Origin of the sequence: Streptomyces sp. AJS327 (genome assembly GCF_013450295.1) — a bacterium.
Taxonomy (GTDB): domain Bacteria; phylum Actinomycetota; class Actinomycetes; order Streptomycetales; family Streptomycetaceae; genus Streptomyces.
The window spans coordinates 1,569,225-1,582,912 of the sequence record NZ_SKBR01000002.1; the positions used below are offsets into that span (position 1 = coordinate 1,569,225).

The following is a 13,688-nucleotide window of genomic DNA, read 5'->3' on the forward strand; positions in this document are numbered from 1 at the left end:
TCCAGGGCGGCGGAATCGACCCGGCCACCATCCAGTACGTGGAAGCCCAGGCCGTCGGCTCCCCCCTCGGCGACCCCGTCGAACTGGCCGCGCTCACCGCCGCCTACCAGCGGGCCGCCAGCCAGCCCGCCCGCTGGGCCATCGGCTCCCTCAAACCGAACATCGGCCACCTGGAGTCCGCCTCCGGCATGGCCCAGCTGACGAAGGTCCTCCTCCAGCTCCGTGAACGGACGCTGGCCCCCACCCTGTGCGACCTCCCGCACCCGGACCTGGCACGGCCCGGCTCCCCGATCCACCTGGTACGCGAGCGGTGTCCCTGGCCGGAGCCCACCGGAGACGGCCCACGCCGCGCCGCGATCAGCTCCTTCGGCGCCGGAGGAGCCAACGCCCACCTGATCGTGGAACAGGCCCCCGAACCCCCCGCACCCCGCGAAACCGGAACACCGGACCGCCACACCACCGGCCGCGAACGGATCTTCGTGCTCTCGGCACGCCGCCCGGCCGAACTCCGCCGCTCCGCCGAGCGGCTGCGCGACCACCTCGCGAGCCTCGGCGGCACCCGGCCCAGCCCCGCCGACGTCGCCCACACCCTCCGCGTGGGACGCGAACCGCTACGGCACCGGCTCGCCGTCACCGCGCCCGACCTGCCCACCCTCACGGCCCGCCTCACCAAGTGGCTCGCCGTACCGGGCGGCCACCACCCCGGCGTCCACGACCACACCACACCCGCCCCCGGCCCCGACGCCCCGGCGGAGGCCACCGCCGCGGCCCGCTGGGCCGCGGGCGCGCCACCGAACTGGCACGACCCCGACGAGCCGGACGCCCGTCCCGTGTCACTGCCGCACTACCCGTTCGCCCGCGAACGGTACTGGCTGGAAGGAACAACCGTGCTGGAGACCACCGCGGACACCGCCCGGCAGGATCCGGCCCCGCCCCAGACGGCGGGCGGAACGGAACACCACCACGCGCTGACCGACACCGTCGCGGCCGTCCTCGGCGTCGACCCCGAGGAGATCGACCTCGACGACGCGCTCAGCGACTACGGATTCGACTCGGTCTCCGTCACGGAGCTGTCCGCGCGCCTCCGGGAACGCCACGGCCTGACACTCCGCCCCACCCTGCTCTACGAGGCACGCGACCTGCGGGGACTGGCCGCCGCCCTCACTCCGGCGACGCCGGACCCGGGCACGGCCGCCGACGCGCCGTCGCCGCCGCGGCCGGAGACCACCCCCGAACCCGCTCCCGCACACCCGGCCACCCCACCGCCCCCCACCCCGGACCCGGCGTCGCACCCCGCGAGTTCCCCCCTGCCCCCCGTGCCCCCCGGGGCACGGCAGATCGCCGTCATCGGGATGGCGGGCGCCTTCCCCGGCGCCCCGGACCTCGACGCCTTCTGGACCCAGGCGCTGACCGGACGGCGAGCCACCACCGACACCCCGCCCGCGCGCGCCGCCGGCTGGGACACCCCCGTCCACGGCGCGTTCCTCGACGCCATCGACGAGTTCGACGCCGCCTTCTTCCGGATATCGCCCCGCGAGGCCCGGCTGATGGACCCCCAGCACCGGCTGTTCCTCCGCACCGTGTGGCAGGCCGTGGAGGACGCCGGATACGACCCGGCCACCCTCGCCGGCGGCGACACCGGCGTCTTCGCCGGTGTCGCCAGCACCGAGTACGGCCAGCTCCTCCGGGCACACGGAGTCGAAGCCGACGGCCAGGCGGCCACCGGCAACGCCCACAGCGTGCTCGCCAACCGGGTCTCCTACCTCCTCGACCTGCGCGGCCCCAGCGAACCGGTGGACACCGCCTGCTCCAGCTCCCTGGTGGCCGTGCACCGCGCCGTGTCCTCCCTGAGGAACGGCGAGTGCGCCCTCGCCCTCGCCGGCGGCGTCAACCTCACCCTCACCCCCGCCGGCTTCCTCGCCTTCGGCGCCTCCGGAATGCTCTCCCCCGAGGGCCGTTGCGCCACCTTCACCGACTCCGCCGACGGCTACGTCCGGGGCGAGGGCGTCGGCGCCGTACTCCTCAAACCACTGGACCAGGCCCGCCGCGACGGCGACCACGTGTACGCCGTGATCCGCGGCTCGGCCGTCAACCACGGAGGCCGCGCCACCTCCCTCACCGCGCCCAGCGCCACCGCCCAGGCCGAGGTGATCGTCCGCGCCTGGCGCCAGGCCGGAGCGGGCGCCGACGCCATCGGCCTCGTGGAGGCCCACGGCACCGGCACCGAACTGGGAGACCCGGTCGAGGTCAACGGACTGCGCGCCGCGTTCACCGAACTCGGCGGCGCCACCAACCAGCGCTGCGGGCTCACCACGGGCAAGACCAACGTGGGGCACCTGGAGACCGCGGCGGGGATCGCCGGGTTCATCCGCGCCGTACTCGCCCTCCACCACGGGGTGCTGCCCCCACTCGCCGGGTTCGACCGGCCCAACCCGCTGATCGAACTCGCCGGTTCGCCGTTCTACCTGGTGGACCGCCCCCGCCCCTGGCGGGAACCCGCGGACGCGCCGCGCCACGCCGGGGTCAGCTCCTTCGGGTTCGGCGGCGTCAACGCGCACGTCGCCCTGGCCTCGGCCCCACCGGAGACCGCCACCCGCCCCGCGCGGACCGGACCGGAGGCGCTGGTCCTCAGCGCGGAAACCCCCGCGGACCTGCGGACCGCGGCCCGGCGCCTCGCCTCCCACCTGGAGCGTCTGCTGGTGCGCGGCTCGGGCGTGCCGCTCGCCGACATCGCCCACACCCTCCGCGCCGGCCGCCCCCGCGAGCGGACGGGCATGGTGGTGCTCGCGACCGGCCTGGCCGACGCCGTGGACGCGTTCCGCCGGTACCTGGCGGACGGGCGGGACCCACGGGTCCTCGACGGCGACAGCGACCTGGCACGCGAACTCGCCGACGCCACGACCCCGGACGCCCCCCGGCACGCCCGAGCCCGGGCCGTGCGGTGGCTGCTGGGACAGGAGGCGGACGGGGACACCGAAACCGGACGGACACCGCGCAGGGTGCCGCTGCCCGGCCGGGTCTTCCGCACCGACCGCTACTGGCTGCCCGACCCCCCGTCCCGCACCCCCGCCCCACCGGAGTCCGCCCCCGTTCCGGCCGCCCGCGCCCCTCAGCCGGCGACGCCCACCCCCGCCCCCTCGCCGCGGACCGACCCCACCTCCCCGGAACCGGCCGCCCCCGTCGCCCAGCCCCCGGCGGAGTCCTCCCCACCCCCGGTGGCCCCGGCCCCGCCCCAACTCGTCCCCGCCCCCCGGCACGACCCGCCGCACGCCGTCATCACCGCGATCATCGCCGAGAACCTCGGCCTGCCCGCCGACCGCGTCGACCCCGACGGGATCCTCACCGACATCGGCGTGGACTCCATCGCGGGACTGCGCGTCATGCAGCGCGTCCAGCAGCGGTACGGGGATCACATCCCGATGTTGACCATCGTCGAACACCCCACGGTCAACCGGCTCGTCGCGCACCTGACCAGCACCTACCTCAACGAGACCGCGCCCGCGGCCCGTTCCGCCGCGGACCCCGCGGGCGACCAGCCACCACCCGCTCCGGCCGCCCCGGAGACCGGCGGACCGCCCACCCCCGAGGCCGCCCTGGCCATCCCCCTGCGGACAGGTGCCGCGACGGGCGTCCCGACCTACTGCGTCCACGACGACACCGGCGAACTGACCTGGGCCGTCTCGGAGCTGAACCGGCCCGGCAGCCCCGTCACGCCCGGGAACGACGATCCGGTGTTCGGGCTGGAGGCGGCGACCTTCGGCCCGGGCGGCCCCCCGGCCACCACCGTCGAGGCCCAGGCGGCCGCCTGCGCCCGCGCCATCACCGACGGCACCCCCGCCACCCCCGTTCGGCTGGCCGGACACGGCCTCGGCGGCCTGCTCGCCGTCGAGACCGCCCGGCTGCTGGTGGACGCGGGCTGGCAGGTCACTGAACTGGTCCTGCTCGACGCCGGGTGCCCGGACGCCAGCGCGCCACGACGGCCCGCGGCGCTCGGCGAGGAGGCGGCACTCGCCTCGGTGGCCGCCGACTTCGCCGCCGCCTGGAATGTCCCCGGGCGGCCGGAACCCGCACCCGACACCGAGCCAGCACCGGACCAGCTCCTGGACGACACCGTCGACTTCCTCTCCCGATCCGGCCAGGCGCCGCTGCCACCCGCCGCGTTGCGCGACTGGTGCGCGGCGGCCGCCACCCACCGCACCGCCTTCCGTGCCGCCGCGCGGAACCACCGGTGGCGGCCCCTGGTCGGCGTCGCCCAGGCCCACGTCCACGGGGGACAGGGCGACTGGAGCCGGTGGATCGTGCCACCGCCCCGGATGACCGGCGTCACCCCCGCCGGCGACGCGACCGACGACTCCCCGCACCTCCACGACACCGACGAGCGGCCGCCGTTCACCGGCGTCGTCAGCATCAACCGCGACGGGACCCGGCCACCGAGCTTCTGGGGCCACACCCTCCTCGGCGACGTCAGCTACGGACTGAGCCTCTCCCACCACCTCGGCCTGGCCTACCCCGTCTTCGGACTGGAGCAGTTCTCCGTGGACGGCGGCATCCGGATCTTCGACACCATCGAGGAGATGGCCGCCTCCCACCTCCGGGCCCTGCGGAAGAAGCAGCCCGACGGCCCCTACCTGCTGGGCGGCTACTCGCTCGGCGGCGTGGTCGCCTACGAGATCGCCCGCCAACTCCTCGACCAGGGAGCCGACGTCGGGCACCTGACCCTGATCGACGCCATCATGCCCGGCACCGACGCGTGGCACGGCATCGACACCGAGGCCCTGGAAGGCGAGGACTTCGACCTCATGTCCCTCGTGCTCGTCGCCAACGCCCTCGGCCGCCGCTGGGAGGTCACCCGGCCCCTCACCCTGGAGGAGATCTCCGGCCTCGACGTGGAGGGACAGCTGGAGGCCGTCACCGGCCACCTGTCCCGGCACGCCACCGTGGACATCGCGCGACCGGACGTCGCCCGGCTGGTCCGCGCCAACCGCGACCTGATCATCCACAACAACGACGCCCTCGCCCGCTTCCAGCCGAAACCGCTGGCCCAGCCCGTGGACACCCTGCTCTTCCACTCCACCCTCGGCCACGTGGCCCCCGGCAACCCCAACGACCTGCCAGAAGTCAGACGGACCTGCGACGACCGCAGCAACGGCTTCGCCGCCTTCACCGGCGACCGGCTCACCCTCGTCGACATCACCGCCGACCACTTCTCGATCTGCGACGACCACCACATCAAGACGGTCGCGGCGACCGTGGAGACCGCCTGGCACGACACCCGGGTGACGCCGTGACACCCCAGGCCCAAGGACAACCCATGGACTTCAGCGCCTACTTCTTCTCCGCCGACGACCGCACCGACGCGGGCGAGCGCTACCGCTTCGTCATCGACGTGGCCCGCTACGTGGACCAGCACGGCTTCCGCGCCGTCTGGACCCCGGAACGGCACTTCCAGGAGTTCGGCGGCAGCTTCCCCAACCCCTCGGTGCTCAGCGCCGCGCTCGCCGCCGTCACCACCTCCGTCGACCTGCGGGCGGGCAGCGTGGTGGTCCCACACCACCACGCCGTCCGCATCGCCGAGGAGTGGGCCCTGGTCGACCAGATATCCGGCGGACGCGTCGGCCTGTGCCTGGCCACCGGATGGCACAGGGGAGACTTCGTCTTCTACCCGGAACGCTACGAGAACCGCAGAGAGCACACCTTCGAGCAGATCGACACCCTGCGGGCGCTGTGGCGGGGAGAGCCCGTCACCTTCCCCGGACCGGGCGGCCAGGACCTGGAGATCCGCACCTTCCCCCGCCCCCACTCCACCCACCTGCCCCTGTGGCTCGTCCACAGTTCCAACCCCCAGACCTGGCGGCAGGCCGGACGGGCGGGCACCAACGTGCTCACCCTGCTGGACAACTGGGACCGGCTCCGCGACAACATCGCCACCTACCGCGAGGCCCGCGACGAGGCCGGACACGACCCGGCGGCCGGCACCGTCACCGTCGCCGTGCACACCTACGTGGGCGACGACGACACGAGGGTCCGCGAACTGGTCGAGGAACCCGTCACCCGCTACCTGGGAACCTTCCTCACCCAACGCCGCGGCGACGCCTCCCTGTCCGGCGAGTCCAAGACCATGACCGAGGAGGAGCACCGCTCCCTCTCCCGGTACGCCTTCGAGGACATGTACGGCAACCGGTCCCTGCTGGGCACCGAGGAGAAGTGCGCCGCCACGGTCGAGAGACTGGCCGCGATCGGCACCGACGAGATCGCCTGCATGATCGACTTCGGGCTTCCCCTGCCCACCGTCCTCGACGGACTGCCCGCGCTGAACCGGCTCCGCGCCCGCTTCGCCCCCACCCCGGCCGTCACCGACTACTACCGTCACCCCGCGAGGCGAGCCCGGTGACCACACCCACCGACCACACCACCCTCACCCGCTGGGTCGCCGGCCTCGCCACCACACGGCCACCGGGCGCCACCCTGCCCCTGGTGTGCGTACCGCACGCGGGCGGCGGCACCGCCACCTACCAGACCTGGGCCTCCACGCTCCCCGAGGAGGTCACCCCCTGGCCCCTGCGGCTGCCCGGACGCGAGTCCCGCCGCGCGGAACCCCGCCCCCTCAGGATGGAGGACGTGGTGGACCCGGCGGCGGCCGCGCTCGCCCCCCACCTCACGGAACCCTTCGCGCTCTACGGCCACAGCCTCGGTGCCCTCATCGCCTACGAACTCGCGCACGCGCTGCGTGACCGCTTCGGCCTGGAGGCGGACCTGCTGGCCGTCTCCGCCCGCCGCGCCCCGCACCTCGCACCCTCCGGCCCACCCGTCCACCACCTGCCGGACGCGGAACTCGTCACGGCGGTCGAACGGACCTACCAGGGCATGCCAACGGCCATCCTGGAGGACCCCGAGATCCTGAGCGTCTACCTGCCCGTGCTCCGCGCCGACCTGACCGTCCTGGAAACCTACCGCCACCGCCAACGGCCGCGCCTCCGCTGCCCCGTCACCGTCTTCGGCGCCCGCGACGACACCACCGTCGCCGAGTCCGAACTCGCCGCCTGGTCCGACCTCAGCGCCGGGCCCACGACACTGCGGCAACGGGACGACGGCGGGCACTTCTTCCCCCAGTCCCACCGCACGTGGCTGACCGGGCACCTCAGCCAGGACCTCCTGCGCCTGTCCGTCCCCTGACGGCTCCACGACGAGCCTCACCCCCACGTCACACCGCCCGCCACACCAGCGAACGCACACGGCCACCCCTCGCCCCACCCCTCCCGCCACACCCGAGCGTGCCGCCGGGCCGCACCGGCGGCTCAGCCGACCACCCCGGCACGCGGTCACGACCGCCACGGCCGGGTGCCCCGGCGCGCCCGCGGACTCCCCGCCACCCCGTTCGCCGCGTACGCCCCGCGGCACCAGCGCCGCGCACCACCCCACCGAGATCCCCACCGGCGGCGGCCCCTGTCGGGAGCGGACAGTCACCCCGTCCGCCCCACCGGCACCTCTCCACGCCACCGGCCCGACCCTCATCCCTGGCGCGCCCGTTACCAACTCCCCTAGGCGAAAGCTCAGTTGTTACTCAAGTTCGTTCGCCCGTACCGCCATATGTGCTCATCTGGTGGTAACGCCCCACCGGCCGCTGACCAACGGGGCGCCAACGGAGGGAAGAACACTGATGCGCAAGAAGCTGGCCACTGGCCTGACTGCGACTCTCGGAGCCGTCCTACTCCTCGCCACCCCGGGGGTGGGGATGGCGAACCCGGCGTGACCGACCGCTTCCACCCCCGCCGAGTCCCCGGCCTCGGAGGGGACGTCGCGCGGAGCGCCCATGGAGCGTGGTGCGACGGAGCGACTCGCCGACACCGACGGCACGCGCGGAACCTGGTACACCAGGAACGCCAAGAGGACGCGCGGCGAGCCGAAGCCGGGCAACGGGCGGGTCTGTAGCTACGTCCGTGGAAAGCCCGGCCCCAACGTGAAGGTTCTCGGCAAGGCGTGCTTCAAGCCGTACGGCGACCAGTTCTGGATCAAGGACTTGCGGGCCGACGGCCTGCACCTGGAGATGCGCGCCATGTACGGCGGCAACCCGCAGACCATCTTCAACTGCAAGAACTACCACGGCAAAGCCGGGGGTTGGACGGTCTGCACCTTCGCCAACCAGATGAGGGAGAAGCGGGGAATCAACTTCGCCCTCCTCGCGTACCAGGGCAACTCGATGAAGTTCAAGGGCGGCACCGCACCCGCGAAGAGCTGAGCCCCTGACCACGCGGGGACCTGCTGGCGGCCCACCGGGCTGAGCGCGTGCCCCGGCCCCAGGAGGTCCCCGCACCGCGAGCCCCCGCGGGCTCTCGCGGGCCGTGCCGCACACGGACACCGCGACCCACGGGTTCTCCCGCGACCTCGGGCGCGTGTGGATTCACCGTCCCAACCGGCGAGTTTGCCAGGACGGCAAGAACGATCGCGTCGGAGGAGCGCCGGACCGCATGATCGACGGGAAGTCGCCTCCGCCCGCGATCCGAGGAGAGCCCCCATGCCGTCCGCCCCGACCGCCCCGCTCCGCCACCGCACCGTCGAGGCCCCGGCGGGCCGCCTGCACCTGGTCGAGCGGGGTACCGGCCCGCTGGTCCTGCTCGTGCACGGCTTTCCCGAGTCCTGGTACTCCTGGCGCCGCCAGCTCCCGGCGCTCGCCGCGGCCGGGTACCGGGCGGCGGCGATCGACGTACGCGGCTACGGCCGCTCGTCCCAGCCATCCTCGATCGACGCCTACCGCATGCTCGACCTGGTGGACGACACCGTTGCCGTCGTACGCGCCCTCGGCGAGGACAGCGCGGTGGTCATCGGCCACGACTGGGGTTCCGCCATCGCCTCCACCTCCGCCCTGCTCCACCCGGACACCGTCCGCGCCGTCGGGCTGCTGAGCGTCCCCTACGCGCCGCCCGGCGGTCCCCGCCCCACCGACACCTTCGCCCAGATCGGCGGCGCCGAGCAGGAGTTCTACGTCTCCTACCTCCAGGACCCCGGCCGCGCCGAGGCGGAGATCGAGCCCGACGTACGCGGCTGGCTCGCCGGCTTCTACGCCGCGTTGTCCGCCGACACCATGCCCGCCCGCGACGAGCCCGACCCGCACTTCGTCGACCCGGGCGGCCAGCTGCGCGACCGCTTCCCCACCGGCCCACTCCCCGCCTGGCTGACCGAGGACGACCTCGACGTCTACGCCGCGGAGTTCGAGCGCACCGGTCTGACGGGCGCCCTCAACCGCTACCGCGCCATGGACCGCGACTGGGAGGACCTCGCCCCCCACCGCGGCGCCCCGGTCACCCAGCCCGCCCTGTTCATCGGCGGCACACTCGACGCCTCCACCGCCTGGATGGCCGACGCGATCGACGCCTACCCCACCACCCTCCCCGCGCTGTCCGCCTCCCATCTCCTGGACGGCTGTGGCCACTGGGTCCAGCAGGAACGCCCCGACGAGGTCAACCGCCTGCTGACCGATTGGCTAGCCACCGTCCACGGCTGAACCACGGCACCTACCGGGGCGATCGCGCGGTTCGTCCGGTACGCCGCCACCCGGGGCCTGTCCGACGGCGAGCCGTTGACCAGCCCGGACAACAGCCCGTTCACACGGCGGCAGCTGGGCCCTCAAACGCCCTGCATGTGGTGCCCTGCCTGTGGGGGAAGTCGCGTCCACGACAGAGCCAGACCCCCGGGTACGGGGGCCTCCGGATTCCGGGATGGTGCGGACCCGCGCGACGCCCTCGGACCGGCCGGACCGTCGGGGTCGCTCGTCGCCGGACAGCACCCCCGGAACGGCGCGCGGCTGCCGCACGCGGCCACTCCACACCGGACCGCCCCGGGCCGGCAAGCGACACCGGACAGGCCACAGTGTCCACGCACCGCGCCACATGCGAACGCAGCCCTCGGACGGTCCGGTCGCGCCGAGATTCCTCGGGTCTGGGCTGGGTCTGGAGTTCGCCTTTGGGAGGCGCACCGGCGACGTAGCGACTACGTGGCGTGAGAGGCGCCCAGCGTGGAGGGCGAGCGCCATCCCTGCGAGACCCATTGGGGCGAACGGCCCTGAGCTGCACGAACACACAGGGCCCGTTATCAGGAAGGAGTTCCTGATAACGGGCCCTGTGACTCTCTGTCGGGACGGCGGGATTTGAACCCACGACCCCTTGACCCCCAGTCAAGTGCGCTACCAAACTGCGCCACGTCCCGGTGCTCGTCCGGCGGGAGGTTGCCCCCTCGCCGCTCGCGCACGAAGAACAATACATGATGAGCGGCGGTGCCCGCGCACCCCTTTGGGCTGCTGACCGTGCACCTCCCGGGGGCCGCCGACGGGCGCGGGCCGGGTTTGCCCCGCCGGGTGCTGGGAACCGCGAGAGGTCTCACCGACTAGGCGAAACGCCAACCCTGGGAGGCCCCGTGCCCCGCTCCCGCATCGTGATCGTCGGAGCCGGATTCGCCGGGTACCAGACGGCCCGCGCCCTGTCCCGGTCCCGTGGACTCGTGGAGCGGGCGGAGATCGTGCTGGTGAATCCGCACGACTACTTTCTGTACCTGCCCCTGCTTCCGGAGGTCGCCTCCGGGGCCTTGGAACCCCGTCGGGTCTCGGTCTCCCTCGCCGGAACGCTGCCCCGGGTGCGCCTCGTGCTTGGTGAGGTCAGCCGGGTGGACCTCGATGGGCAGCGGATCGCCTACACCGACCCCGAGGGCCGTGACGGTGAACTGGGGTACGACCGCCTCGTGCTGACCGTCGGCAGCGTGAACAAGCTGCTGCCCATCCCGGGCGTCGCCGAGCACGCCCACGGTTTCCGGGGCATGCCCGAGGCGCTCTACCTGCGCGACCACGTCACCCGGCAGATCGCCCTGGCGGAGAGCGAACCGGACCCGGAGCGGGCCGCCGCGCGCCGCACCTTCGTCGTCGTCGGGGCGGGCTACACCGGAACCGAAGTCGCGGCGCACGGCAAGCTGTTCACCGACGCTCTCGCTCGCCAGCATCGCAGGCCGGGTGATCGTCCGGGGTGGTCGCGAGGCCGTACGCCGCCCCGGTGGGTACTGCTGGACATCGCGCCCCGCGTCCTCCCGGAACTGGACCGCCGGCTGTCGCGGACCGCGGATCGGGTGCTCCGCCGACGGGGGGTGGAGGTACGTACCGGTGTCTCGGTCGAGGAGGCCACCGCCGAGGGCGCACGGCTGGACGACGGAGAGTTCGTGCCGACGCGCTCGCTCATCTGGTGCGTGGGGGTACGCCCGGATCCGCTCGTCGCCGGGCTGGGTCTGCCGACCGAACGCGGACGGCTGGTCGTCGACGAGTACCTCCGGGTGCCCGACCATCCGGAGGTACTGGCCTGCGGAGACGCCGCGGCCGTGCCCGATCTGACCCGTCCGGGCGAGTTCACGCCCATGACCGCGCAGCACGCGGCGCGGCAGGGGAAGACCGCGGGACGCAACATCGCCGCGGAGTACGACGACGGTGAGCCGCGGCCCTACAAGCACCATGACCTGGGATTCGCCGTGGATCTCGGGGGATTCCAGGGAGCGGCGAACCCGCTGCGGGTCCCGATGTCCGGGCCGCTCGCCCGGGCCGTCACGCGTGGTTACCACCTGGCGGCGCTACCCGGGAACCGGGTGCGGGTCGCCTCGGACTGGCTGCTGGACGCGGTGCTGCCGCGCCAGGCCGTCCAGCTCGGGTTGGTCCGCTCCTGGTCGGTGCCGCTGGACGCGGAGTCGCCGGAGGTCGCACGCGTACCCGGTGGCCGGTTCGGCGCGGACGGAGGAGCGAGTGGCGGCGGACGAGGGGGCGCAGGCGGGTAGCGCGGTCACGCCGGATGAGGCGGCGGGTACTCGCGGCGCCCCCGTCCCGCGCCGCGTCAGCCCGCGTACCGCCCCCGCGAGGCTCCCGTAGCGGTGATCGGGCCGTGGCCGCGTGGGATCGGACGAGGCCTGGGGACGCTGGTCCGCCCGAGGCCACGGCCCGGTGGCGGGTCTCCGCCCGGGGCGGAGCGCGCGTGTGGGAGGACCCCGCGGTGAGTGGCGGCGGACGTCGCACCGCATGGGAAGACGGGCGATACGGGGGGCTGGGGGCAGGTGCGATGTCGGCAGGACTGTGGGGTCCGGGCGAGCACGGTTCTCCGGACGAACTCGCTCGGGAGAGTGAGGCTTCTGTCCACAACTACGCAGTAATCCACAGTATTTACCCCCTCCCCACCAAAGCGCCTCCCTCCTCCCTAGTGTCTCCCTCCTACCTGGTCACCCCGGCGGACACGTCACCCGACAACCCCGTCGGCCCGGCAGAGGGAGAACCATGCACACCGGACTACCCGGTCTCGGAATCAGCACCCTGATCTACGGAACGGTCGGCGTCGCCGTCCTGCTCCGGCACACCCTGCGCCGTCGCGCCTCGCACCGGGGGAGGGGACCGTGCCCAGCGGCGTGACCGTCATCATCCCCGCCCACGACGAGGAGGCCGGACTCCCCGCCACCCTCGACTCCGTGCTCTCCCAAACCATCCTGCCGGAACGCGTCCTCGTGGTGGACGACGCCTCACGCGACCGCACCCACGCGGTCGCACTCTCCTACGCGGAATACGGAGTGGAGGTCATCCGGCCCCCGGCCAACCTCGGCAGCAAGGCCCGCGCACAGAACCACGCCCTGCCGTACTGCGCCACACCCCTCATCCTCGCCGTCGACGCCGACACCGTCCTCGCCCCCGACTACATCGAACGGATACTGCCCGCCTTCGCCGACCCCACGGTCACCGTCGCCGCCGGTGCCGTCCAAACCCGATACACCAGAACTCTCTGGGAACGCGGGCGCTCCACCGAGTACCTCTTCGGCTTCCACTGGCACCGGCCCATCCAGCAGGGCGCCAACAGCCCCATGGTGTGCTCCGGTTGCTGCTCCGTCTTCCGCCGGTCAGCACTCATGGCGGCGGGCGGCTTCCCCGAACGCACCATCGTCGAGGACATGGACTTCACCTGGACGGAACAGATCGCCGGGCGGCGCGCCCGCTACGTCTCCACCGCCGTCGCCTGGGCGGCCGATCCGGAGACCCTGCGATACCTCCGTAAGCAGGTCTGGCGGTGGATGGCGGGCTACTGCCAGAACGTCAGACTCCACACCGGGGCGTTGCTGCGCCACAAACCGATACTGGCTCTCTGGGTGCTGCTGGCCCTCGTCGAGATCCTGCTGGCCCCGCTGTGGTGGAGCGCACCGCTGATCCTGACGCTCGGCTACGGACAACCCGCGCTACCCACCTGGAGCTGGTGGATCGGGTCCGAACTGCTGCTCACCCTCCCACCCCTCGTCTACGCGGTGCGCAGGCGAGGACTGTCCCTCTGGCAGGTGCTGCTCAACCTTCCCTGTGTCTATCCCACCAAGATCGTGAACCTCTGCTACGCCTGGAAGGCCCTCGCCGTCGAGCTGGTGGGCGTGCCACTCCGGCTCACCCGGGGACTAACGGTCTACGAGAAGGGCCGCGGGCCCGCAGCCGCCGCGGCGGGAATCCGGCCCCGAACCGCGTCACCCTGGTGAAGCGCCCGTCCGAGACCGCCCCCGGCCGACTCCCGCGGTGGTCAACGGGGCGGCCGGCGTGGAACGTTGGCGGTTCCGCGATCCGCCAGACACCGCCGTGACCCCGGTGGCCTGACCGAGGGGGCGGAGCGGTCACCCAACGCCCCACTCGGCCAAGGCCGTTCACGGGC

8 protein-coding genes and 1 tRNA gene (1 of these 9 only partly in view) are annotated in these 13,688 nt (G+C 73.3%); 8 read left to right on the forward strand and 1 reads right to left on the reverse strand.

From position 1 onward, the window contains the following. From E0L36_RS16210 to E0L36_RS16230, 5 genes are all read left to right on the forward strand, one after another. Positions 1 to 5,288 carry the final stretch of an SDR family NAD(P)-dependent oxidoreductase gene (locus E0L36_RS16210; RefSeq protein WP_180929725.1) on the forward strand. It extends 8,635 nt beyond the left edge of the window, so the window shows 5,288 of its 13,923 coding nt (coding positions 8,636-13,923); its start codon lies off the left edge, out of view; the stop codon is at positions 5,286 to 5,288. A gap of 23 nt (positions 5,289 to 5,311) precedes the next feature. Continuing rightward, the gene (locus tag E0L36_RS16215) at positions 5,312 to 6,391 is read left to right on the forward strand and encodes a MupA/Atu3671 family FMN-dependent luciferase-like monooxygenase (protein WP_180929726.1); all 1,080 of its coding nucleotides are present in this window, start codon (positions 5,312 to 5,314) and stop codon (positions 6,389 to 6,391) included. After that, positions 6,388 to 7,173, forward strand: a complete 786-nt coding sequence (locus tag E0L36_RS16220) for a thioesterase II family protein (protein ID WP_180929727.1) — start codon at positions 6,388 to 6,390, stop codon at positions 7,171 to 7,173. The genes E0L36_RS16215 and E0L36_RS16220 overlap by 4 nt, the downstream gene beginning before the upstream one ends. 637 nt (positions 7,174 to 7,810) lie before the next feature. Further along, a complete protein-coding gene (locus E0L36_RS16225; protein ID WP_180929728.1) occupies positions 7,811 to 8,236 on the forward strand; it encodes a hypothetical protein in 426 nt (141 codons plus the stop codon). A gap of 276 nt (positions 8,237 to 8,512) precedes the next feature. Further along, positions 8,513 to 9,499 carry an alpha/beta fold hydrolase gene (locus tag E0L36_RS16230; protein WP_180929729.1) on the forward strand — a complete coding sequence of 329 codons (987 nt, stop codon included), beginning with the start codon at positions 8,513 to 8,515 and terminating at the stop codon, positions 9,497 to 9,499. Between the two features lie 627 nt (positions 9,500 to 10,126). On the opposite strand, the gene E0L36_RS16235 is transcribed toward E0L36_RS16230, so the two are convergent. Next, a tRNA-Pro gene (locus E0L36_RS16235) sits at positions 10,127 to 10,200 on the reverse strand. A gap of 207 nt (positions 10,201 to 10,407) precedes the next feature. Between E0L36_RS16235 and E0L36_RS16240 the strand changes: the two genes are divergently transcribed. From E0L36_RS16240 to E0L36_RS16245, 3 genes are all read left to right on the forward strand, one after another. Then, a complete protein-coding gene (locus E0L36_RS16240; protein WP_308416776.1) occupies positions 10,408 to 11,799 on the forward strand; it encodes an NAD(P)/FAD-dependent oxidoreductase in 1,392 nt (463 codons plus the stop codon). A 490-nt stretch (positions 11,800 to 12,289) separates the two neighbouring features. Beyond that, complete coding sequence (locus E0L36_RS27715) at positions 12,290 to 12,421, forward strand: hypothetical protein (RefSeq protein ID WP_258016181.1); 132 nt, start codon at positions 12,290 to 12,292, stop codon at positions 12,419 to 12,421. Next, a complete protein-coding gene (locus E0L36_RS16245) occupies positions 12,406 to 13,518 on the forward strand; it encodes a glycosyltransferase family 2 protein (protein WP_308416777.1) in 1,113 nt (370 codons plus the stop codon). The genes E0L36_RS27715 and E0L36_RS16245 overlap by 16 nt, the downstream gene beginning before the upstream one ends. Positions 13,519 to 13,688: the final 170 nt, after the last annotated feature.

Coding starts and splice junctions, on each gene's coding strand:
- E0L36_RS27715 (WP_258016181.1), top strand. CDS start 12,290: ATGCACACCGGACTACCCGGTCTCGGAATCAGCACCCTGATCTACGGA.
- E0L36_RS16215 (WP_180929726.1), top strand. CDS start 5,312: ATGGACTTCAGCGCCTACTTCTTCTCCGCCGACGACCGCACCGACGCG.
- E0L36_RS16230 (WP_180929729.1), top strand. CDS start 8,513: ATGCCGTCCGCCCCGACCGCCCCGCTCCGCCACCGCACCGTCGAGGCC.
- E0L36_RS16225 (WP_180929728.1), top strand. CDS start 7,811: ATGGAGCGTGGTGCGACGGAGCGACTCGCCGACACCGACGGCACGCGC.